18 protein-coding genes and 1 tRNA gene are annotated in these 22160 nt (G+C 66.1%); 15 read left to right on the forward strand and 4 right to left on the reverse strand.

Features of this window, described 5'->3' with window-relative positions; all coding sequences use genetic code 11:
- Positions 1-8: 8 nt before the first annotated feature.
- From SOM61_RS06870 to SOM61_RS06895, 6 genes are all read left to right on the forward strand, one after another.
- Positions 9-1922, forward strand: coding sequence for an Ig-like domain-containing protein (locus SOM61_RS06870; RefSeq protein WP_320473380.1), 1914 nt, complete (start codon positions 9-11; stop codon positions 1920-1922).
- Between the two features lie 105 nt (positions 1923-2027).
- Positions 2028-3638: a bifunctional shikimate kinase/3-dehydroquinate synthase AroKB gene (aroKB, locus tag SOM61_RS06875; RefSeq protein ID WP_414674945.1), complete on the forward strand. Its 1611-nt coding sequence runs from the start codon at positions 2028-2030 to the stop codon at positions 3636-3638.
- Between the two features lie 10 nt (positions 3639-3648).
- Positions 3649-4794, forward strand: a complete 1146-nt coding sequence (locus SOM61_RS06880) for a deoxyguanosinetriphosphate triphosphohydrolase (protein WP_320473382.1) — start codon at positions 3649-3651, stop codon at positions 4792-4794.
- Between the two features lie 12 nt (positions 4795-4806).
- A complete protein-coding gene (locus SOM61_RS06885) occupies positions 4807-5688 on the forward strand; it encodes a LysR family transcriptional regulator (protein WP_320473383.1) in 882 nt (293 codons plus the stop codon).
- 128 nt (positions 5689-5816) lie between these two features.
- Positions 5817-6605, forward strand: a complete 789-nt coding sequence (locus tag SOM61_RS06890; RefSeq protein WP_320473384.1) for an SDR family NAD(P)-dependent oxidoreductase — start codon at positions 5817-5819, stop codon at positions 6603-6605.
- Between the two features lie 28 nt (positions 6606-6633).
- On the forward strand, positions 6634-7272 hold the full coding sequence (locus SOM61_RS06895) for an NAD(P)H-dependent oxidoreductase (protein WP_320473385.1): 639 nt from the start codon (positions 6634-6636) through the stop codon (positions 7270-7272).
- A gap of 69 nt (positions 7273-7341) precedes the next feature.
- Here the strand turns inward: SOM61_RS06895 and mutY are convergent, their stop codons facing one another.
- Genes mutY through mutM form a run of 3 tightly spaced genes read right to left on the reverse strand, consistent with a single transcriptional unit; the run spans position 7342 to position 11236 of the window.
- Positions 7342-8466, reverse strand: a complete 1125-nt coding sequence (gene mutY, locus SOM61_RS06900; protein WP_147936438.1) for an A/G-specific adenine glycosylase — start codon at positions 8464-8466, stop codon at positions 7342-7344.
- An 18-nt stretch (positions 8467-8484) separates the two neighbouring features.
- Positions 8485-10383, reverse strand: coding sequence for a dynamin family protein (locus SOM61_RS06905; protein ID WP_320473386.1), 1899 nt, complete (start codon positions 10381-10383; stop codon positions 8485-8487).
- A gap of 19 nt (positions 10384-10402) precedes the next feature.
- Positions 10403-11236, reverse strand: coding sequence for a bifunctional DNA-formamidopyrimidine glycosylase/DNA-(apurinic or apyrimidinic site) lyase (mutM, locus tag SOM61_RS06910; RefSeq protein WP_320473387.1), 834 nt, complete (start codon positions 11234-11236; stop codon positions 10403-10405).
- Between the two features lie 108 nt (positions 11237-11344).
- On the opposite strand from mutM, the gene SOM61_RS06915 reads away from it, so the two are divergent.
- The 7 genes from SOM61_RS06915 to pth all read left to right on the forward strand — a co-directional run bounded on the left by SOM61_RS06915 (position 11345) and on the right by pth (position 17819).
- Complete coding sequence (locus SOM61_RS06915; RefSeq protein WP_414674942.1) at positions 11345-13222, forward strand: tetratricopeptide repeat protein; 1878 nt, start codon at positions 11345-11347, stop codon at positions 13220-13222.
- 242 nt (positions 13223-13464) lie between these two features.
- Positions 13465-14058 (forward strand): lipoprotein insertase outer membrane protein LolB, encoded by a 594-nt coding sequence (gene lolB, locus SOM61_RS06920; protein WP_320473389.1) that lies wholly within the window; start codon positions 13465-13467, stop codon positions 14056-14058.
- Positions 14059-14061: 3 nt separating this feature from the next.
- Complete coding sequence (gene ispE, locus SOM61_RS06925) at positions 14062-14961, forward strand: 4-(cytidine 5'-diphospho)-2-C-methyl-D-erythritol kinase (RefSeq protein WP_320473390.1); 900 nt, start codon at positions 14062-14064, stop codon at positions 14959-14961.
- Positions 14962-15026: 65 nt separating this feature from the next.
- A tRNA-Gln gene (locus tag SOM61_RS06930) sits at positions 15027-15103 on the forward strand.
- 145 nt (positions 15104-15248) lie between these two features.
- A complete protein-coding gene (locus tag SOM61_RS06935; RefSeq protein ID WP_109345370.1) occupies positions 15249-16199 on the forward strand; it encodes a ribose-phosphate pyrophosphokinase in 951 nt (316 codons plus the stop codon).
- Between the two features lie 323 nt (positions 16200-16522).
- Positions 16523-17110 (forward strand): 50S ribosomal protein L25/general stress protein Ctc, encoded by a 588-nt coding sequence (locus SOM61_RS06940; RefSeq protein WP_320473391.1) that lies wholly within the window; start codon positions 16523-16525, stop codon positions 17108-17110.
- A gap of 124 nt (positions 17111-17234) precedes the next feature.
- Entirely contained in the window at positions 17235-17819 is a 585-nt protein-coding gene (pth, locus tag SOM61_RS06945; protein WP_320473392.1) for an aminoacyl-tRNA hydrolase, read from the forward strand.
- Between the two features lie 24 nt (positions 17820-17843).
- Here the strand turns inward: pth and SOM61_RS06950 are convergent, their stop codons facing one another.
- Entirely contained in the window at positions 17844-19724 is a 1881-nt protein-coding gene (locus tag SOM61_RS06950) for a DUF3857 domain-containing transglutaminase family protein (protein ID WP_320473393.1), read from the reverse strand.
- 95 nt (positions 19725-19819) lie between these two features.
- On the opposite strand from SOM61_RS06950, the gene SOM61_RS06955 reads away from it, so the two are divergent.
- A complete protein-coding gene (locus SOM61_RS06955; protein ID WP_320473394.1) occupies positions 19820-20905 on the forward strand; it encodes a patatin-like phospholipase family protein in 1086 nt (361 codons plus the stop codon).
- Between the two features lie 149 nt (positions 20906-21054).
- Complete coding sequence (gene ychF, locus SOM61_RS06960) at positions 21055-22146, forward strand: redox-regulated ATPase YchF (RefSeq protein WP_147936429.1); 1092 nt, start codon at positions 21055-21057, stop codon at positions 22144-22146.
- Positions 22147-22160: the final 14 nt, after the last annotated feature.

Raw genomic sequence — 22160 nt, forward strand, 5'->3', positions numbered from 1 at the left:
ATAATAATATGAACAACCAGCACATCAAGTATGGCAGCCTGGCGCTGCTCCTGGCCGCAACCCTGTCCGCCTGCGGCGGCGGCGGCGGCAATCCGGGCACCCCGGGCGGCAGCGGCGGCAATGGCAACGGCGGCACGCCGGTCACGCCGGCCGCGCCGACCGTTGGCGTGAGCCTGGTCAGCGCCACGGGCGCGGCCAGCACCTCGCTGTCCGGCGCCACGCCGCTGACGGTGCGCGCCCTGGTGCTCGACGCCAACAAGCAGCCGGTACCGAATGCGCTGGTCACCTTCACCACCGCCGCCGACCTGGCCGTGTTCACGCCCGGCGCCGGCACCGCCCTGACCGATGCCAGCGGCACCGCCAGCATCACCATGCGCGTGGCCAGCCTGGCGGCCGGCGGCGCGGGCACCGTCACCGCCAGCGCCACCGTGGCCGGCACCGCCGCCACCAGCACCGCCAACTACGCGGTCAACGCCACCGCGCTGACCTTCAGCGCGCTGCGCCTGGAGCCGGCCAGCATCAACGCCTATGATTCGAGCAAGATCTCGGTCGACCTGCTGGCCAACGGCGCCAAGTACATGGGCCAGGTCAACGTCAACTTCACGTCGGCCTGCGTCGCCGCCGGCAAGGCCACGCTGGCCGCCGTCGTCGCCACCAATAACGGCATCGCCGAGACGGTCTACCGCGACCAGGGTTGCGGCAACAACGATACCATCACCGTGACCGCCGACGGCGTCACGACCCCGGCCACCGGCTCACTCGTGATCGCCCAGCCGGGCGCCGCATCGGTGCAACTCGTCGAGGCGCTGCCGACCGACAAGTCGATCGTGATCCGCGGCCAGGGCGGCATCAACCGCACCGAGACCGCAACCCTGCGCTTCCGCGTGTTCGACCTGTTCAACCGCCCGCTGGCCAACAAGGAAGTGCGGTTCTTCATCGAGCCCGAGGGATTGGTCAACCTGAACAAGAGCACCGACCGCACCGACCAGAACGGCGAGGTGATCACCACCGTCAACTCGGGCTCCGTGCCGACCTCGTTCCGCGTGCGCGCCGTGCTGCCCGGCACCGCCAGCGGCAATGGTTCCGACATCTCCACCACATCGGATTCGATCGTCGTGACCACCGGCCTGCCGGTGCAGCGCGCCTTCTCGCTCTCCGTGACCCAGGGTAACGTGGATGGCTGGTCCTTCGACAGCGGTCCGGTCACGCCGGCCGCCACCGTCAGCGTGCTGCTGGCCGACGCCTTCGGCAACCCGGTCGCCGACGGCACCCCGGTCGTGTTCCAGACCAATATGGGCGCCATCGGCTCGTCGGACAAGGGCGGCTGCACCACCGTCAACGGCGGCTGCTCGGTCCCGTTCCGCACCCAGGCGCCGCGCGTGGCGATCCCGAATACCCCGGCAACCCCATGCAATACTGGTGCCGGCGCCACGTCGGACACCAACCGCCGGGGCGTGGCCACGATCTGCGCCAGCACGACCGACGGCGCCAACACCCAGTTCGCCAAGACCACGATCACCTTCAGCGACGCCGATGTGGCGAACGTCTACCTCGATAACGCGACGCGGCCGGCGACCACCATGCCGATCGACCTGGGCAGCGCCAACGCCAACGAATCGAAGGTGTTCACGCTGAAGCTGACCGACCTGAACGACAACCCGCTGCCGGCCGGCACCACGATCTCGGTCAGCGGCGCGGTCAATGCCAGCGGCGTCGAAGTCATCCCCGAAACCGTGCCGAGCATCTTCGTCAGCGGCGGCACGGGCGCCGTCGGGTCGAGCCACACCATCACCGTGGCCGCGACCGGCGAAAAGCCGTGCACGACCTCCAGCGCGGCCACTTTCAACGTGCGGGCTACTACGCCACGCGGCAAGATCACCTCGATCCCGTTCAAGCTGGCCTTCACGTGCTCCCGCCCATAAAATTGGCGGATTGACAGGCGGCCAGTCTATACTGGCCGTCTTTTTATCAGAGCGGGTTTGGTAGTGCCACATCCCAAGAACGACAATATCTTCCTTGTTGGCCTGATGGGGGCGGGGAAGACCACGATCGGCCGATTGCTTGCACGCAAGCTCAATCGCCGCTTCGTCGATTCCGACCACGAGATCGAGGCGCGCACCGGCGCCACCATCCCCTGGATCTTCGAGATCGAGGGCGAGGCCTGCTTCCGGCGGCGCGAGGCGGACGTGATCCGCGACCTCACCGGCCAGCAGGGTCTGGTCCTGGCCACCGGCGGCGGGGCCGTGCTGAACCCGCAGAATCGCGCCTTCCTGGCCGAGCGCGGCACCGTGATCTACCTGCGAGCCTCGATCGGCAGCATCCTGCAACGCACCGCCCACGACAAGAACCGTCCGCTTTTGCAGACGGCCGACCCGCGCGCGAAACTCGAAGAACTGTGGACCGAGCGCGATCCGCTGTACCGCGAGATTGCGGACCTCGTCATCGACACCGGCCGTCCTAACGTACAATCGATGGTACAGACCATATTGGATCAGCTGGCGGCGCAGGAAACAGCGCGCGCGCGCCGGCTGGCAAGGACATCGATGAACGAACAGGACCACATCACCCTCAACGTCGACCTCGGCGAACGCAGCTATCCGATCGCGATCGGCCCCGGCCTGCTGGACGACGCGGCGCTGCTGGCGCGCCACATCGGCGGCAACAAGGTGGCCATCGTCACCAACACCACCGTAGCGCCGCTCTACCTGGCCAAGGTGGCCGGCCACCTGCGCGCCGCGGGCCGCGACGTGCTCGAGATCGTGCTGCCGGACGGCGAAGAGCACAAGAACTGGCAGTCGCTCAACCTGGTGTACGACGCGCTGCTGCAACACAAATGCGACCGCAAGACCACGCTGGTGGCACTGGGCGGCGGCGTGATCGGCGACCTGACCGGCTTCGCCGCGGCGAGCTATATGCGCGGCGTACCCTTCGTGCAGATCCCGACCACCCTGCTGTCCCAGGTCGATTCCTCGGTGGGCGGCAAGACCGGCATCAACCACCCGCTGGGCAAGAACATGATCGGCGCCTTCTACCAGCCGCGCGCCGTCATCGCCGACACCGCGACGCTCGACACCCTGCCGGCGCGCGAGCTGTCGGCCGGCCTGGCCGAGGTGATCAAGCATGGCGCCATCCTCGACGCTGCCTACTTCGACTGGATCGAGGCCAATGTTGAGGCCTTGCTTGCGCGCGAGCCGCAAGCGCTTGCCTATGCGATCGCGCGCTCGTGCGAGATCAAGTCCGAGGTGGTGCGCAAGGACGAACGCGAGGGCGGCCTGCGCGCGGTGCTGAACTTCGGCCATACCTTCGGCCACGCGATCGAGAATGGCCTGGGCTACGGCGAGTGGCTGCACGGCGAGGCGGTCGGCTGCGGCATGGTGATGGCAGCCGATATGTCGGCGCGCCTGGGCCTGATCGAGCCCGCCGCCGTCGAGCGCGTGCGCGCCCTGGTGCGCGCCGCCGGCCTGCCGGCCGTGGCGCCCGATCTGGGCGAGGCGCGCTGGATCGAGCTGATGGAAGTCGACAAGAAGAACGAGGGCGGTGAGATTCGCTTCATCCTGCTCAAGCCGCTCGGCAGCCCGTCGATCACCACGGCCCCGCTGGACATCCTGCGCTCGACCCTGGCGGCGTGCAGCGGCTGAGGGGCACACGATGAACGCTACGTGGAGCTTCGACGCCAGCCTGGCTCCCTTTGCTGCGCACTCGTCGCAGTCGCGCGGCCGGCGCCACATCGAGCCGGGTCCGGGTTCGCGCAGCGAATACCAGCGCGACCGCGACCGCATCATCCACTCGACCGCCTTCCGCCGGCTCGAATATAAAACCCAGGTGTTCCTGAACCACGAGGGCGACCTGTTCCGCACCCGGCTGACCCACAGCATTGAGGTGGCGCAGATCGGCCGCACCCTGGCGCGCAGCCTGCGCCTGAACGAAGACCTGGTCGAAGCCACCGCGCTGGCGCACGACCTGGGCCACACGCCCTTCGGCCACGTGGGCCAGGACGTGCTCAACGACTGCATGAAGGACTTCGGCGGCTTCGAGCACAACCTGCAAAGCCTGCGCGTGGTCGATCATCTGGAAGAGCACTACGGCGCCTTCGATGGCCTGAACCTGACGTTCGAAACGCGCGAGGGCATCCTCAAGCACTGCTCGCTCAACAATGCGCGCCAGCTGGGCGAGCTGGGCCAGCGTTTCATCGACCGCAGCCAGCCCAGCCTGGAAGCGCAGCTGACCAACCTGGCCGACGAAATCGCGTACAACAACCACGACATCGACGACGGCCTTCGCTCCGGCCTCTTGACCATGAAGCAGATGGAAGAGGTGGAGCTGTTCGCGCGCCTTCGCAGGCAGGTCGAACAGCAATACCCCGGGTTGGCGGGACGGCGCGCGCTCTACGAGACGATCCGCCTGATGATCACGGCGATGACGGCCGACCTGGTCGAGACCTCGGCCCAGCGGATCCTGGACGCCAACCCGCAGACCATCGACGACGTGCGCGCGGGCCCGCCGCTGATCCGCTTCTCGGACACCATGCGGGCCGAGACCACGGCCCTCAAGCGCTTCCTGTACGCCAACCTGTACCGCCACTTCCAGGTCAACCGCATGCGGGTGAAGGCCAGCCGCATCGTGCGCGAGCTGTTCCAGGCCTTCCTGGACGATCCGGTGCTGCTGCCGAACGACTACCAGGTCGAGGGCGACCCGATCAAGCAGGCGCGCAAGATCGCCGACTACATCGCCGGCATGACCGACCGCTACGCGATCCGCGAGCATCGGCGCATCTTTTCGCTCGATCACTTCTGATCCCGGGCCGCCATGGACCGGATCGATGCGCTGCGCCTGCTGCTCGACGTTTCAAGCACCGGCAGCTTTTCGGGCGTGGCGCGCCAGCGCAACGTCGCCATCTCCACCGTCACCCTGGCGGTCGACCAGCTGGAGCAGGAGTTCGGCATCGCCCTGCTCAAGCGCTCGACGCGCCGCCTGGCCCTGACGCATGAGGGCGAGCAACTGGTGGCGGACGCGCGCCGCCTGGTGGGCGAATGGGATGGCCTGCTGGCCGCGCTGAAGGAAGACGGGCCGCTGTCCGGGCCGATCCGCATCGGCGCCACCAACGACTTCGGCCGCAAGCAACTGCGCCCCTTGCTGGACGCCTTCCAGGCGCTCCACCCCGGCCTGCGCCTGACCCTGCTGCTCAGCGACAGCACGGTCGACCTGATCCACGAAAACATCGACCTGACCTTGCGCAGCGGCCCGCTGCCGGATTCCGGCCTGCATGCGCGCCTGCTGGTGCGCGGCGACCGCCTGGTATGCGCCGCGCCGGCCTACTGGGAGCGCGCCGGCAGGCCGACGCATCCCGAACAGCTGGCCGGGCATAACTGCCTGGTGCTGGCGCGGCCCGATGCGCCGCTGGCCGCCTGGAATTTCCAGGCCGACGGAAAGCCGTTCAACGTCAAGGTGAGCGGCGACCGCCAGGCCAGCGATGGCGAGGTGCTGCGCGACTGGGCGCTGGAGGGCAGGGGCGTGACCTTCAAGAACCGCTGGGACGTGCAGCGCGACCTCGACGCCGGGCGCCTCGAAGCCGTGCTGGACGACTTTCTGGCGGGGCCGGTCGACCTGTATGCCGTGTACCCGGTCAGCCCGCCCAGCCGGCGGGTGGCGGCGCTGGTCGATTACCTGGCGACGGCGCTGGCAGGGTAGGGCGCAAGCCGGCGCAACCCGGCGCTGATTCGCGCCGGATCTCGAAAGGTGATTTGTCCTTTGGCCGATGTTTCCACCGCCGGACGAGGTCTAAGATGATTTCTTCTTACTGAACAGGAGGAATCATCATGCACATCGACTTGACCGGCAAGACCGCCATCGTGACCGGCTCGACCCGCGGCATCGGCTACGCGATCGCCGAAGGACTGGCGCGCACCGGCGCGTCCGTGGTGCTCACCGGACGCAAGCAGGACCAGGTCGACCGGGCGCTGGCGCAGCTGCGCGCGGCCGTCCCCGCCGCCCAGGTGCGCGGCGTCGCCGCCGATCTCGGCACCGCCCAGGGTGTCGCGGCGCTCAAGGCGGCCGAGCCGCACGCCGACATCCTCGTCAACAACGTTGGCATCTTCAACCCGCAACCCTTCGCCGAGATCCCGGATGAAGAGTGGACCCGTTTCTTCGAGATCAACGTGATGTCCGGCGTGCGCGCCAGCCGCGCCTACCTGCCCGGCATGCAAGAGAAAGACTGGGGCCGCATCGTGTTCATCTCGTCCGAGTCGGCGCTGAACATCCCGGCCGACATGATCCACTACGGCTTCACCAAGACCAGCAACCTGGCCATCTCGCGCGGCCTGGCCAAGAGCATGGCCGGCACCGGCATCACGGTCAATGCGGTGCTGCCGGGGCCAACCCTGTCGGAAGGCGTGCAGCAGATGGTGGCGCCGGGCGGCGACCATGCCAGCGCGCTGGCGGCGGCGAACGCATTCGTGAGAGAGCACCGCAGCTCATCCATCCTGCAGCGCGTGGCCACGCCCGACGAGGTGGCGAACATGGTCGTCTACGTCTGCTCGCAACAGGCGTCGGCCACGACCGGCGCCGCGCTGCGCGTCGACGGTGGAACGGTCGACACCATCGCGTAATCCAACTACTACCGAAGGAAACAGGAAGATGAACCAACTACTCTCGCGCCTGGAATGGCGCTACGCCACCAAGAAATTCGATCCGGCGCGGCCGGCGGCCCAGGAACAGGTCGACCGCATCGTCGAGGCGATCCGCCTGGCGCCGACCTCCAGCGGCCTGCAGCCGTATGACCTGATCGTGGTGAGCGATCCCGCGCTGCGCGCGCGCATCAAGCCGGTCGCCAACGACCAGCAGCAGATCGCCGACTGCTCGCACCTGCTGGTGTTCGCGGCCTGGGACGACATGACGCCGACCCGCATCGACAAGATGTTCGACCTGGTGAACACCGAACGCGGCTTCGTCAACGAGGGCTGGGAGGCCTATCGCAAGGTGTTGCTGAGCAAGCATGCGGCGCAAGGCAGGCAAGCCAATTTCGAGTTCGCCGCGCGCCAGGCCTATATCGGCCTGGGCACCGGCATCGTGGCCGCCGCCATGGAAGGGGTGGATGCGACGCCGATGGAAGGTTTCGACCCGGCCGGCGTGGACCGGGTGCTGGGACTCGAAGCGATGGGCCTGCGCAGCGTCAGCATGCTGGCGCTGGGCCACCGCGATGCGGATGGCGACTGGCTGGTGAAGCTCAAGAAGGTGCGGCGTTCGCGCGAGGACTTCGTTCTCGCTTTTGGCTGAGGTTCGCCGATCGTTTCAATAATTTTTGATTTTCACGGCCCGTGAAAATCGGAAAAAATTGAAAGCGAATCATCCGAACAAACTTGGCCTTGCCAAATCCAGCAACAACTTCTTGACCGGCGCCGGCAGCGGCGCCTCGCCGATCGTATCGAGTTTCCACCAGACGTGGCCTGGCGGCAGGGCCGCGCGCGTCGCCAGCGTCACCGCGAACGGCGCAATGTGCAGCTTGTAGTGAGTAAACACATGCACCAGCGGGCTCAATGGCCGCACTTCGTCGATCGTGCCGAACGGCCCGGCCGCAGCAGCGACGTCCGAGGTACAGACCGGCGCTTCATCCTCATCCATCGGCACATGCCCGCCCACCTCCGGCAGCGACAGCAGGCCACCCCAGATGCCGGTTTGCGGGCGCTGTTCCAGCAGCACTTCGCCGCGGTCGATGACGACCAGCAGCGCGGTGCGCTTTTCCGGCGTCGCCTTCTTCGGTTTGCGCACCGGCAGTTCGGCGGTGCGGCCGGTGGCGAAGGCCACGCAGCGCGCCTGCAGCGGGCAGCGGCCGCAGTCGGGCCGCGAACGGGTGCACAGGGTGGCGCCCAGGTCCATCAGGCCCTGGGTATAGGCCTCGATGGCGCCCGGGTTGCCGGCCACCTCGGGTAGCAAGGCGTCGGCGCGGCGCCACAGCGCATCCTCGATGGGCTTGAGGCCCGGATAGGCGTCGATCCCGAATACGCGCGCGAACACGCGCTTGACGTTGCCGTCCAGAATGGCGGCGCGTACGCCGCTGGAAAACGCCGCGATCGCCGCCGCCGTCGAGCGGCCGATGCCGGGCAGGTCGGCCAGCAGCGCCGGGTCGCTCGGGAATACGCCATCGTAATCCTGCACCACCCGTTTGGCGCAGGCGTGCAGGTTGCGCGCGCGGGTGTAGTAACCGAGTCCGCTCCAGTGCGCCATCACGTCTTCCGATGGCGCCTCGGCCAGCGCGTGGACGGTCGGGAAGCGCTCCAGGAAGCGGGCGTAATAGCCGAGCACCGCGGCCACTTGCGTCTGCTGCAGCATAATCTCGGACAGCCAGACGCGGTAGGCGTCAGTGGTGTTTTGCCAGGGCAGGGTGTGGCGGCCATGGCTGCGCTGCCAGTCGATCACGGCCTTCGAGAAGGTCGGATCGGCCAGCTGGTCGAATTCGGTGAGGCGTTTCATGCGGTGTCGTATGGGGCGCTAGGCCTCTAGTGTGATGGTGACGCCGGCCGCGATGGCGGCCAGGCGCTGGCGCGTGGATTCGAGTTCGGCCTGGCCGTGCTCGAAGGCGCCGATCTTCTGTTCCAGGCTGTCGCTGGCGTCGTGGATGCGCTGGACCGTGGCCTGGCGCTGGCGCAGGTTATCGCGGTGCTGGCGGATCTGCGCTTCCAGCGGCGCGTTGGCGACCTTCAGCCAGGCCTCCACGTCCGCATTGGCGGCGCGGTAGACGCGCCGCACGCGCGAGGCGATCGAGTCGAAGAAGCGTTCGAGCAAGGTCGCGCGGCTGGTCATCAACAGGGTCGCGGTGCCGAACTGGCGCTCGAACAGCATTTCGATGGCGTCGATCTCGTCGACGTGGCGCGTCAGCGACAAGGCTTGCGGCAGCGCCAGCGACAGGCCGTGTTCGGCCGCGAAGCGGCGGTGCATGGCGTCCATCATGGACTTGATCTCGTCGACCTTGGCGCAGGCGTCGAGCAGGCCGGCGCGCGCGCCGGCGAAGTAGTTGCGCACCGGCGCGCGCATGCCGGTGGCGAAGCGCGCGGCGCCCATTGCGGCGCGCACGGTCTCGGTCCGGTCCTGCAGGCCGTCCATGCCGACCAGGGTGTACAGCTCGGTCGACAGGCGTGTGAACACGGCGCGCGTGCCCTGCAGCTTGAACAGGCCGGCGTCGAATTCCTTCTTCTCGGCCTCCACCCGGCGCACCATGTGGGCGATCATGCCCTGGTTCTTGCCACGCAGGCTGCGCAGCTCCTGCAACTGCTCGACCAGTTCGCGCAGGCGCGCCGCCACCAGCACGTGCTGGCCGGCCGCCAAAATCTCGAGGTCGGCGCGCAACTGGCGCGCATTGATCGCGCGCCGCGCCGGGATCAGCTGGTGGAACAGGGCCGATTCGAGCGCTCCCATGCGGCTGTGCTCGAACAAGTCCATGTCGCCGCCGATGCGTCCGACCAGCGCCTTGTGGGCCGAGACCGGATAGACCTGGCCGGCGTCCAGCCCGAGCAGGCGCGCGACGTCGTGCTGCTGGCGCGCGATCTCGGCCTGCACGGCGACCGGGCTTTTGAGCTCGTCCCACATGGCGTCGATCTTGTTCAGCACCGCCAGCCGGCCCGGCCCGGCGCCGATATGGGTGCGCCAGACCTCGATGTCGCTGCGCGTCACGCCGGTATCGGCGGCCAGCACGAACAGCACCGCGTGCGCGTTCGGGATCAGGTTCAGCGTCAGTTCCGGCTCGGTGCCGATCGCGTTCAGGCCCGGGGTGTCGAGGATCACCAGGCCCTGCTTGAGCAGCGGGTGCGGCAGGTTGATGATGGCGTGGCGCCAGCGCGGGATCTCGATACGGCCGTCCGCATCGGCGCTGGCGGCCAGGTCGGGATCTTCCGGATCGAACAGGCCGTAGCGCTCGGCCTCGCTCGCCGCCACATGGCGGGTCTGGCTGACCTGGCGCAGCGTCTCGTGCATCGCGCCCGGGTCGTCCAGGTCGAGCGGCAACACGGTCCAGGCGCCGGGATCGTCGCGGTAGTCGCCCGTGGACAGCTGGCCCGCGCGGGTCTCGATCGGCAGCAGGCGGATGCAGGGCGGCAGCTGGGCATCCCACAGCAGTTCTGTCGGGCACATGGTGGTGCGGCCGGCGCTGGACGGCAGGATGCGCTGGCCGTAGTCGGCGAAGAACAGGGCGTTGATCAGTTCGGTCTTGCCGCGCGAGAACTCGGCCACGAAGGCGACCGACAGCCGGTCGTCGCGCAGGCGTCCGAGCGCGCGCGCCAGCACCTGTTCGCCGGCGGCATCGATCAGTCCGGCTTCGCGCAGGGCAGCGCCGTAGCCCGCGAGGCTGGCGGCAACGCCGGCCCGCCACGCTCCATACTGTTGTAGATCCTGCATCGTTCAGCCCGTTATATTCTTAGCGCTGGCACTGCGCGCAATAGAAAGTCGAGCGCTGGCCCTGCTTGATCTGGCGGACCGGCGCCTCGCACTGGCGGCAGGGCACACCAGCACGATCATAGACGAAATATGTCTGTTGGAAATATCCAGACTGCCCGTTTACAGCAATAAAGTCACGCAGGGTACTGCCGCCCTGGACGATGGCGGCGGCCAGGATCTCGCGGATCGCTTCGGCCAGCCGGTCGTAGCGCGCGCGGCTGATGCGCGAAGCCGCCGTCTTGGGGCTGATGCCGGCCCGGAACAGGCTCTCGCAGGCGTAGATATTGCCGACGCCCACCACGATATCGCCGGCCAGCAGCACCTGCTTGATCGGCGCGCTGCGGCGCCGCGTTTCCCGGTGCAGCAGGGCGCCATTGAAATGCTCGCCGAGCGGTTCCACGCCCAGGCCGCGCAGCAGGATGTGTTCTTCCAGGTCGCCATCCTCGTTGGCATGCCACAGCACGGCGCCGAAGCGGCGCGGATCGTGCAGGCGCAGCACCTGCACGCCTTCGGGGCCATTGACGACGAGGTCGAAATGGTCGTGCTTGCGTGGTTCGATGCCTGGCGGCAGCACGCGCAGGTGGCCGGACATGCCCAGGTGGACGATCAGCGTGCCGTGCTCGAAATGAATCAACAGGTATTTGCCGCGCCGGCCGGTGGCCAGGATGCGGCGGCCTGCCAGCAGAGCGGACAAGCCGGGCGGGAAGGGCCAGCGCAGGCCGTCGCGGCGGCAGACGACCTGCAGGGCCACGCGGCCTTCGATATGGGGCGCGACACCGCGCCGGGTGACTTCTACTTCTGGCAGTTCAGGCATGGGGGAGACGAATCGTGTAAAGTCGGGTTGCCGTCGCGGCTGGGCAGCCTGTGGGCCGGGCTGGCGCCAGGAATCCTGACGCAGCTCATGCGCGGCAGGCGCCTGCGCATGAGCGTAGAATCAAATCAAAACATCAACTCGGATTTTGGACTTGCTTTGAAAAACGCTTTCGCCATTGTAACCGTCTCCGGGCTGCTTGCAGGCCTGCTCTCAGGATGTGCTGCCTCCCCGCAACAGCAGTCGCTCGCCGCCGGCGAGCAGGCCGAGTTCGGCCAGCAGCAATCCGCACAGCAAGAGGCAGAGCCTGAGCTGGACGAAGAAGAGCTGGCCGCCAAGCAAAAGGCCGAGGAAGAAGCGCGCCTGCCCAAGGTCGAGCTCACGCCCGTCATGCTCGAGCAGCTGATGAAGGCGGAATTCGCGTTTCGTAACGGCGACTGGCAGGGGCCTTATCTGACCGTCTACAACCTGGCCCAGCGCACCCGCGATCCGCGCCTGGCGCGCCGCGCGGCCGAGATGGCGGTGGCGGCCAAGCAGGCCGACGACACCCTGGCTGCGGTGCGCCTGTGGTACCGGCTCGACCCGGAATCCGACGAAGCGACCCAGTATTTCGTCGGCATGGCGGTCACGTCCGACAAGATCTCCGAACTCGAGCCGATCTTCGAGCAGCGCCTGCGCGAAGCGACCCCGGCCCGGCGCGGCGTGCTGCTGTTCCAGGTCCAGCAATTGCTGGGCCGTGCGAAGGACAAGGAAGCGGCGATCGCCATGCTCGAGCGCCTGATCGCGCCCTATGACAAGACGATGGAAGCCCGCGTCGTGCGCGCCCAGATCGCGCTGGTGAAGGGCGACAAGGCGCTGGCCCGCAGCGAGGCCCAGGCGGCCCTGGCGGCCAAGCCCGATGCCGAGATCGCCCTCCTGATGCTGGCGCAGGTGACCGAGGACGAGGCGCAAGTGGTGGCCTTGATGCAGAAATTCCTCAAGAGCTATCCGAAGGCGAACGATGTGCGCGCCGCCTATGCGCGGGTGCTGGTCAACCGCAAGGATTATCCGGCCGCGCGGCGCGAGTTCGAGCTGCTGGTCAAGGCCCAGCCCGACAACGTCGCCCATCTGTATGCGCTGGGCATTCTGGCCACGCAAATGAACGATGCGCCCGGCGCCGAACAATATTTCACGCGCTTCGTGGAAGTGCTGGGGCGCAATCCGGACGACGAACGCGATCCTTCGCGCGCGCTCCTGATCCTGTCGCAACTGGCGGAAGAGCGCAATGACCTGGTCGGCGCCCTGCAATGGCTGGACAAGGTGCCGGAGGGCACGGATCCGCAAACCAGCTTCAATGTCCAGCTGCACCGCGCCCACCTGGTCGGCAAGGGTGGCGACTTGAACAGCGCGCGGCGTTTGCTTACCGAGATCAAGACCGACGATCCGGCGCGCCAGGCCCAGCTCATGGCGGCCGAGGCGCAACTGCTGCGCGAAGCCAACCAGCTGCAGGAAGCCTATACGGTCATGGACGCGGCCACCAAGCGCTTCCCGAAGAATCCCGACCTGCTGTACGACTTCGCGCTGCTGGCCGAAAAACTGGGCAAGGTCGACGTGATGGAAGTGCAATTGCGTGAAGTGATGGCGCAAGCGCCCGACAACCACCATGCCTATAACGCCCTCGGCTATTCGCTGGCAGAGCGCAATGTGCGCCTGCAGGAAGCCTACGGCCTGATCGCCAAGGCGCTCGACATGGCGCCGGACGACCCCTTCATCATGGACAGCATGGGCTGGATCCATTATCGGATGGGCAATCTGGTGGAAGCCGAGAAATTCCTGCGCCGCGCCTACGATTTGCGCAAGGACCCCGAGATCGCCGTCCATCTGGGCGAGGTGCTGTGGCAGAAGGGCGATAAGTCGGCGGCCGAGAAGCTGTGGCGCGAGGCGCGCGCCAAGGATCCGCAAAACGACACGCTGCGCACCACGCTGGCGCGGTTGCGGCCTGCCTTGTGAAATAATCCGTTCTTGCGGGTAGTGCAGCTTAGGTAAGCTGCACAGGCACGTCGTCCCCGCCCTCGCCGGGCGCCTTGGCGGGGACCCAAGTTGCATGCGCTGCCACTGTGTTTAATCGAAGCGGCAGAGCGAAAAACTTGGGTCCCCGCCTTCGCGGGGACGACGTTTCCGCACTCGCTGACAGCAATCAGGCTGTTGGCTACGTTCATGTTTTTTCTTAACTGCACTCCAGACATTCTTCTATGCCGCTGACCCGACGTCTCACCCTGCTCGCCTGCGCCGCCATCCTGGCCGGCTGCGCCACCAGCACCGCCAACCTGTCCACCGCCACGGTCGGCGACTACCGCGACACCATCGACCTGTCGGGCAAGCTGTCGGTCAATTACCAGAAGGATGGCAGGCAAGAGTCGATCACCGGCAATTTCAACTGGGACCAGCGGCCCGAGGCGATCGACGTCGCCCTGATTTCTCCGCTGGGCCAGACCGTGGCCACGATCAATGTCACGCCGACGGCCGCGACCCTGGTCCAGGGCGGCCAGGAACGCACGGCGAGCGACATCGACAGCCTGACCCAGGAAACCCTGGGCTGGCCGCTGCCGGTCTCCGGCCTGCGTGACTGGTTGCAGGGCTATGCGCTGGACGCGCAGGGGCAGCGCTTCCGCGCCTCGCCAGCCAATAACAGCGTCACGACCAAGGATGGCTGGCGGTTGCGCTTCGTCGAATGGCAAGATTCGGCGGCGAGCCAGCCGGTGCCGCGTCTGATCCAGGCCGAGCGCGCCGCCTCGGGCGATATCACGGACCTGGCGATCCGCATTGTCATCCTGCCGGCGGCTTGATCCATGCGTTCGCTGCACGATTGCCCGGCGCCGGCCAAGCTCAACCTGTTCCTGCACGTCACGGGCCGCCGCGCCGATGGCTACCACCTGCTGCAAAGTGTGTTCCAGCTGATCGACCGCGCCGACCGCCTGCATTTCGACTTGCGCGACGACGAGCAGATTCGCCGCACCAACGACGTGCCGGGCGTTCCCGAAGACCAGGACCTGGTCGTGCGCGCGCTGCGCCTGCTGCAAGCCGAGTTTGCGCGCCGCCATGGCCGGCTGCCACCCGGCATCTCCGTCAGGGTGGACAAGGTCTTGCCCATGGGCGGCGGGCTGGGAGGGGGATCGTCGGATGCGGCCACCGCCTTGATGGCGGCCAACGCGCTCTGGCAAGCTGGCTTGAGCCGCGAAGAATTGATGGCGCTGGGCTTGCCGCTGGGCGCCGACATCCCGTTTTTCCTGTTCGGCGAAACCGCGTTCGCGGAGGGCGTGGGGGAGGCCTTGCAGGCGGTGCCGGGGCCGGATTGCTGGTATCTGGTGATCGAACCGGGTGTCGCGGTGCCAACGCCCGCAATTTTTTCTGCGCCGGATTTGACAAGGGATTCAAAGCCCGTCAAAATAGCGGACTTTTCCAGCCACACCGATTTATGCAGTACGGTTGGTTTTGGGAAAAATGATTTGCAGGACGTGGCGATGCGCCTGTTCCCGCCGGTAGCAGAGGCGGTTGAATGGTTGAGCGGCCACGGCGATGCCAGGATGACTGGCTCAGGGGCGTGCGTGTTTTGCGCGTTTTCCAGCGAAGACGCTGCCGACCAGGTGTTGGCGCAAGTGCCGGGCAAGTGGACGGCATGGAAAGCGAAGTCGCTGAAGACACACCCGCTGATGAAATCGCTCTTGCAAAATCAGGGAGTTGTAGAATAAAATACTGCCTGTCGCAGCGTTGAGCAGCAAGTTAAAATGCTGGCGGCAAGCAGTAAAGATCGTGTAGGGGAATCGCCAAGCTGGTTAAGGCACCGGATTTTGATTCCGGCATACCAAGGTTCGAATCCTTGTTCCCCTGCCAAAGTTTTCTTGTTCTGTCGATGCCTTGGCGTCCAGCAAGAAAATCGCGATACGGTGCCGTGCGCCGCGTCAGCAAGCTAATCAGCCGGTTAATCCGGCTGATTGTTTTTCTACCGTTCAAACGCTTTTTACCCTTTAGGACTCCCATGGCTTACGAAAACCTGATGGTTTTTACCGGCAATGCCAATCCGGCACTAGCAGAGGGGGTCGCAAAAAGCCTCGGCATTCCTCTCGGTAAAGCCGTCGTTTCCAAGTTCTCCGACGGCGAAGTCATGGTCGAGATCAACGAGAACGTGCGTGGCAAGGACGTCTTCGTCCTGCAATCGACCTGCGCCCCGACCAACGACAGCCTGATGGAAATCATGCTGATGGTCGACGCCCTCAAGCGCGCCTCGGCCGGCCGTATCACCGCCGCCATTCCTTACTTCGGCTATGCCCGCCAAGACCGCCGCCCGCGTTCGGCGCGTGTCGCGATCTCGGCCAAGGTCGTTGCGAACATGCTGGAAGAAGCCGGCGTCGAGCGCGTCCTGATCATGGACCTGCACGCCGACCAAATTCAAGGTTTCTTCGACATCCCGGTCGACAATATCTACGCATCGCCAATCCTGCTGGGCGACCTGCAGAAGCGCAACTACGACGACCTGCTGGTCGTGTCGCCTGACGTCGGCGGCGTGGTGCGCGCACGTGCCCTGGCCAAGCGCCTGGGCTGCGACCTGGCGATCATCGACAAGCGTCGCCCGAAGGCGAACGTGTCGGAAGTGATGAACATCATCGGCGAAGTCGAAGGCCGCAACTGCGTGATCATGGATGATATGGTCGACACCGCAGGCACCCTGTGCAAGGCCGCCGAAGTGCTCAAGGAGCGCGGCGCCAAGAAAGTTGTTGCATATTGCACGCACCCGGTCCTGTCCGGCCCGGCGATCGATCGCATCGCGAACTCGCCGCTGGACGAACTGGTCGTCACCGACACCATCCCGCTGAGCCCAGCCGGCGCCGCTTGCGGCAAGATCCGCCAGCTGACTTGCGCACCGCTGCTGGCCGAGACCTTCAAGCGGATCGTCAAGGGCGACTCGGTGATTTCGCTGTTCGTCGACTAAGTTTTTTAGTCGCTGAAATTCGCGGCGCGCCTGGCTCACAGCCGGCGCGCCGTTGCCGTATCAGAATAAGTTACACCAAGCACGTCGTTCCCGCGCAGGCGGGAACCTAATTTATCGAGCGTCTCGACATCGCTTGCAGTACTTGGGTTCCCGCCTTCGCGGGAACGACGTTGTGGTAGTGCTGAAGTATCGATTTTCTTGAGCGCGCAACCTGGCGCTCTTTCTTGACCATCCCTGGTCGCGGGGATGGTCGCCACTTGGGCAACCGGGCCGGGAAACGTTTTTCCCGACATTCGGGCCCGATTTATTTTTTGGAGTTTCAAATGAAAGTAGTCGCATTTAACCGCACTCAACAGGGCACCGGAGCGAGCCGCCGCCTGCGCAACGCTGGCCAGACCCCAGGCATCATCTACGGCGGCACCGAAGCCCCGGCACTGATCGCCCTGGACGGCAACGCGTTGTACCACGCGCTCAAGAAAGAAGCATTCCACGGTTCCGTGCTGGACCTGGAAATCGACGGCAAGACCCAGCAAGTGCTGCTGCGTGACTTCCAGATGCACGCATTCAAGCAACTGGTCCTGCACGCTGACTTCCAGCGCGTCGACACCTCGAAGGCGATCCACACCAAGGTCACCCTGCACTTCGTGAACGCCGAAGTCTCGCCAGCAGTCAAGCTGAGCGGCGCCATCGTGTCGCACGTGCTGAACGAAATCGAAGTGTCCTGCCTGCCAGGTCAACTGCCAGAGTTCATCGAAGTCGACCTGTCGAAGCTGGAAGCCGGCCAATCGATCCACACCGGCGACCTGGTCCTGCCAGAAGGCGTGACCGTGCTGACCCATGGCCAGAACCTGACCATCGCCACCACCTCGATCCCACGCGGCGCAGCTACTGCTGAAACCGCTGCTGAGTAATATCGGCTGATCGCGCCGCTTCGGTGGCGCATCGAAAAGACCCGCCGCGGCTTGCCCGGCGGGTTTTGTTTTTTGTGCTCGGCAGGTTTGAGCGATAATCGCGTTTTTCCTAGAAGACCCACGCATGTCTATCCGTCTGATCGTCGGCCTCGGCAACCCTGGCCCGGAATACGAACAAACCCGCCACAACGCCGGCTTCTGGCTGGTCGACAACCTGGCCAACAGCCTGCCGGGTTGCCGCCTGCAGCGTGAATCGCGCTTCAACGCCCTGGTGGCCAAGACCTCGATCTCGGGCAACGACGTCTGGCTGCTCGAGCCGCAGACCTTCATGAACCGTTCGGGCCAGTCGGTCGGCGCGCTGGCGCGCTTCTATAAAATCAATCCGGACGAAGTCCTCGTCGTGCACGACGAACTCGACCTGATGCCCGGCGTCGCCAAGCTCAAGAAGGGCGGTTCCTCCGGCGGCCACAACGGCCTGAAAGACATCACCGCGGCCCTCGGCACCCAGGAATACTGGCGCCTGCGCCTCGGCATCGGCCATCCGCGCAGCCTGAGCCTGCAACAGGGCGTGGCCGACTTCGTGCTGCACCGCCCGCGCAAGGAAGAACAAAGCCTGATCGAGGAATCGATCGACAAGAGCCTGCGCATCATCCCGCTCGTCTGCGAAGGCAAGCTCGATGTGGCGACGATGCAGTTGCATACGGCCTGACGCCGCGATCGTCACTTCTCCAGCTCATCCTCCCCGCACCACGACCTGCGAGCGCAGGTCGCGCAGCATGCGTTCGAGCGCCGGCCGCATGCGCCGGTAGTCGTCGGGCGAACAGGTGGCCGCTGTGTGCCTGAACTTGAGCTGGCGCTTGACCGTCACCAGCGCACCGCGCCGCTGGTAATGCGAGCGGTAGGCGAAGTTAGCGTCGATCACCTTGACGGCGCGCGGCAGGGCCAGCACCTGTGCACGCTTGGGCAGGTGGAAGCGTAGTTCATCCTCGGCATCGATCGCCGGACACACGAACTCCTGGCGCCGCTCGGGCTCCTGCGTGAATGCGAACACGGCGTCGCCTAATCCTCCCCAGAAATTGTAGGTGGTAGCCAGCCCTGCCGGGCCAGGCAGTTGCGTGAAGCCGCTGCTGGCGCCGCGGAACGACAGGGTGTAATCGTCGGCCACGCCTTCGGTGTCGCCCGGCTCCAGAACGCCACCCCCCTGTTGTCCCAGCCCTTGCAGCATCCGTTCGACAAAGCGGTCGCGTTCGGCCGCCGGCGTTGCGCGCACCACGCGCCGGTAAGGCTCGGCCTGGGCGCCGCTGCTGGTGCGCGTGACCTTGAAGCGGCTGCCGCCGTCGGGCTGGATGTCGAACTGGGTAAAGGTGTGGCTGCGCGCTTGCTGGAAGAAGGGAATCATCGCGAATTCTCCCGAGCGCGCCAGCACCGCCGGCTTGCCGAGCAGCGACGCCGGCAAAAAGCCGCCCGCCACCGATTCGGCGGTGGGGTCGAGATACAGCTGCAGCGAAGGAATGTAGACGATCGCGTGATTGAGCACGCCGAGCGTGGGCACGTCGGGCAGGCGATAGGCGTCGCCGTTATTGACCAGCGCTACCGTGCTGTCGATGCCGGAGCTGGCCAGCAGCGCCTCGAGCAGGGTCGCGTGGTCCTTGCAGTCGCCATAGCGGTTGGCCAGCACGCTCGAGGCCGCATGCGGCACCACGCCGCCGGGACCGAGATAGACGCCAACATAGCGCACGTTCTTGCGCACCCAGTCGGAGAGGGCGATCGCGCGCGTGCGGCGGTCGACGGTGGCGCCCGTGATGCTGGCCGCCAGCGCCGCCACCGTGTCGTCGGGCAGCGCCTTGCCGGCGGCGCGCTCCTGGTAGGCGCGCGCGAAGGCGGCATAGTCGGCGAAGGTCGAGACCGCGAGCCGCCTGCCGTAGTCGAGATAGCTGACCGAATCGGCCTCCAGCCGCGCATTGTCGCCGTCGACGTAGCGCCAGGCATAGCGGCGCTTGCCGGGCGCAGGGGCGGGCGTGCTTGTGGTGGCAATCGCCTCGAAGCCAACCGCGTCGGCATGCAGGGGCATCGAGGCCGGCATGTCGTAGATCAGGCGGAAGTCGCGCTGGCGCTGGAAGCGCGCTGACGTCAGGTCTTCGAAGTGGCCGGGAAACAGCGGCGTGTGGCGCCGCACGACGTAGCGCACCGCGACCTTGTCGCCCGCTTCGACGTCGGGAAAGACGACGATCTTGAGCCGCGTATCCTGGAACATCGGAGCGTCGAGCGAGGCGGCTTCTTGCTGGTCGCGGATCTGGTGCGGCTGCACCGCCAGGCGCCGGCCGTCGGCCTTCTCGGTATGCGCCTCGACGGAGACGACTTCGTCGAGCGACTGGTTGTAGCCGATGTAGAACTGGGCGTGTTCGTGCAGCGCCGCGCGGTTGACGATGGTCTTGGCCTGCTCGACCGTGAGCGTGTAGCCGCCGCTGGCGTCGACGACGAAATGCTGGACGTGACGGTCCACCACCACCGAGCGATCGGTGCCGCTGTCGGCCTCGAGCGCGCTGGCAGACGCAGGCAGGCACAGCATTGGACATAGAAGCAGACACAGCATGACGACGAAGCGCAGGGGCATGGCACTCTCCGGACACGCGACCGGCCCATGTTACGCAGCAGTACGGTGACAGGATTGATCGGGCGCAAGTGCATGCTTCCTGCGATAATTTCGGCATGAAGGCGCTCACTTTTCATGCCGGGCCGCTGGCCATGGCGCAGATTGCAGAACACGGCTTGCGGGCCCGGGACGTGGCCATCGTCCCGGCCGCGGCGGGCGGCCCCAAGGGCCTGATCTTCCAGTCGCTCGACCAATGGATGTTCGGCGAATGGTTCCCTTCGGCCCCGCGCGAACGCACGCTGATCGGCGCCTCGATCGGTGCCTGGCGCATGGCAGCCGCCTGCCAGAAGGATCCGGCCAAGGCATTTGCCCTGCTGGGCGAGCTGTATGCGGGCCAGCGCTATACGCGCCTCAAGCCTACGCCGCAGGATATCGACGAGGTCGTGCAAGCCTTGCTGGGCGAACTGGTGCGCGGGCATGAAGACGACATCGTCAACCACGAGCATTACCGGCTGCACCTGCTGACCGTGCGCGGGTTGCGTTCGCTGGCGGCGCCGGCGCACCGCTATGCCGAGATGCGCGGCTTCCTGTCGGCGGCGCTGCACAACGCCGGCTCGCGCGCCTGGCTGGGGCGCCTGATGGAGCGGGTGGTGATTGGCGATGCGCGCAGCGCGGCGCCATGGCTGCGCCAGCGCTTTGACGGTTTCAATACGCATTTCTCGACGCTCACGCGCGACAACCTGGCGGCCGGACTGCTCGCTTCGGGCACGCTGCCCCTGATCATGAAGGCGGTGACCGGCATCGCCGAGGCGCCCGCCGGCAGCTACTGGGACGGCGGCATCATCGACTATCACCTGGCGCTGCCGTATTCGCGCGCCAAGGGCGAGCTGGTGCTGTACCCGCACTTCACCGAGCACATCGTGCCGGGCTGGCTGGATAAGGGATTCCCGTGGAGAAGGGCGGCGCGCGGCGCCAATCGTGGCTGGCTCGACAACGTGCTGCTGGTGGCGCCGTCCGACGAATTCCTGCGCACGCTGCCGCGTGGAAAGCTGCCGGACCGCGCCGATTTCTCCTTCTACGGCCTGGATCACGATGAGCGCGCGCGCACCTGGAAGCGGGCGATCGGGGAAGGGGAGCGGTTGCGCGACGAGCTGGCCGAATTCGCCCTGCGGCCGGACCTGGAGCGCATCAAGCCGATCTAGCTGATTCAGCTTGCCATAGTGAAAACCCGACCGTTGCGGCGGACATGGAAAGCGCCGTTTTTTGCAGCAGCCGGCCCGGTCCGGGTTACAATGCAGGGTTTAGGGCGGTTGATCGATCGCTCGCGCTTACCGAATTAGGAATAGTATCCATGACCCTCAAATGCGGCATCGTCGGCCTGCCCAACGTTGGCAAATCCACCCTGTTCAACGCCCTGACCAAGGCCGGCATCCCGGCTGAAAACTACCCGTTCTGCACCATCGAGCCGAACGTGGGCGTGGTCGAGGTACCGGATCCGCGCATCGACGCGCTCTCCGCCATCGTCAAGCCGGAGCGCGTGGTCAAGGCCATCGTCGAATTCGTCGACATCGCGGGCCTGGTGGCCGGCGCGTCGAAGGGCGAGGGCCTGGGCAACCAGTTCCTGTCGCACATCCGCGAAACCGACGCCATCGTCAACGTGGTGCGCTGCTTCGAAGACCCGAACGTGATCCACGTGGCCGGCAAGGTCAGCCCGATCGACGACATCGAAGTCATCCAGACCGAACTGGCGCTGGCCGACATGGGCACCGTCGAGAAAGCCATCCACCGCGAGCAAAAGAAAGCGCGCTCGGGCGACAAGGACGCGGCCAAGCTGGTCGCCCTGCTCGAACGCGTGCTGCCGCACCTGAACGAAGGCCAGCCGGTGCGCACCATCGGCCTGGATGCCGAAGAGATGGCGATCATCTATCCGCTGCACCTGATCACCGCCAAGCCGGCGATGTTCGTGGCCAACGTGTCGGATACCGGTTTCAAGGACAACCCGCTGCTGGACCAGCTGACCGAGTTCGCCAACAAGCAGAACGCCCCGATCGTCGCCATCTGCGCTTCGATCGAATCCGAGATCGCCGAGATGGACGATGCCGACAAGGCCGACTTCCTGGGCGATATGGGCATGGACGAGCCGGGCCTGGATCGCCTGATCCGCGCGGCGTTCAAGCTGCTGGGCCTGCAGACATACTTCACCGCCGGCGTGAAGGAAGTGCGCGCCTGGACCGTGGCGATCGGCGCCACCGCGCCGCAGGCTGCGGGCGTGATCCACACCGACTTCGAGCGCGGCTTCATTCGCGCGCAGACCATTTCGTATGACGACTTCCTGACCTACAAGGGTGAGTCGGGCGCGAAAGAGGCAGGCAAGATGCGCGCCGAGGGCAAGGAATACATCGTCAAGGATGGCGACGTGCTGAACTTCCTGTTCAACGTCTGATCCACCGGGCGCGC

This window comes from Massilia sp. CFBP9012, assembly GCF_034045115.1.
In the GTDB taxonomy this organism is placed as follows: domain Bacteria; phylum Pseudomonadota; class Gammaproteobacteria; order Burkholderiales; family Burkholderiaceae_D; genus Telluria.

Coding starts and splice junctions, on each gene's coding strand:
- SOM61_RS06870 (WP_320473380.1), top strand. CDS start 9: ATGAACAACCAGCACATCAAGTATGGCAGCCTGGCGCTGCTCCTGGCC.
- aroKB (WP_414674945.1), top strand. CDS start 2,028: ATGGGGGCGGGGAAGACCACGATCGGCCGATTGCTTGCACGCAAGCTC.
- SOM61_RS06880 (WP_320473382.1), top strand. CDS start 3,649: ATGAACGCTACGTGGAGCTTCGACGCCAGCCTGGCTCCCTTTGCTGCG.
- SOM61_RS06885 (WP_320473383.1), top strand. CDS start 4,807: ATGGACCGGATCGATGCGCTGCGCCTGCTGCTCGACGTTTCAAGCACC.
- SOM61_RS06890 (WP_320473384.1), top strand. CDS start 5,817: ATGCACATCGACTTGACCGGCAAGACCGCCATCGTGACCGGCTCGACC.
- SOM61_RS06895 (WP_320473385.1), top strand. CDS start 6,634: ATGAACCAACTACTCTCGCGCCTGGAATGGCGCTACGCCACCAAGAAA.
- mutY (WP_147936438.1), bottom strand. CDS start 8,466: ATGAAACGCCTCACCGAATTCGACCAGCTGGCCGATCCGACCTTCTCG.
- SOM61_RS06905 (WP_320473386.1), bottom strand. CDS start 10,383: ATGCAGGATCTACAACAGTATGGAGCGTGGCGGGCCGGCGTTGCCGCC.
- mutM (WP_320473387.1), bottom strand. CDS start 11,236: ATGCCTGAACTGCCAGAAGTAGAAGTCACCCGGCGCGGTGTCGCGCCC.
- SOM61_RS06915 (WP_414674942.1), top strand. CDS start 11,345: ATGAGCGTAGAATCAAATCAAAACATCAACTCGGATTTTGGACTTGCT.
- lolB (WP_320473389.1), top strand. CDS start 13,465: ATGCCGCTGACCCGACGTCTCACCCTGCTCGCCTGCGCCGCCATCCTG.
- ispE (WP_320473390.1), top strand. CDS start 14,062: ATGCGTTCGCTGCACGATTGCCCGGCGCCGGCCAAGCTCAACCTGTTC.
- SOM61_RS06935 (WP_109345370.1), top strand. CDS start 15,249: ATGGCTTACGAAAACCTGATGGTTTTTACCGGCAATGCCAATCCGGCA.
- SOM61_RS06940 (WP_320473391.1), top strand. CDS start 16,523: ATGAAAGTAGTCGCATTTAACCGCACTCAACAGGGCACCGGAGCGAGC.
- pth (WP_320473392.1), top strand. CDS start 17,235: ATGTCTATCCGTCTGATCGTCGGCCTCGGCAACCCTGGCCCGGAATAC.
- SOM61_RS06950 (WP_320473393.1), bottom strand. CDS start 19,724: ATGCCCCTGCGCTTCGTCGTCATGCTGTGTCTGCTTCTATGTCCAATG.
- SOM61_RS06955 (WP_320473394.1), top strand. CDS start 19,820: ATGAAGGCGCTCACTTTTCATGCCGGGCCGCTGGCCATGGCGCAGATT.
- ychF (WP_147936429.1), top strand. CDS start 21,055: ATGACCCTCAAATGCGGCATCGTCGGCCTGCCCAACGTTGGCAAATCC.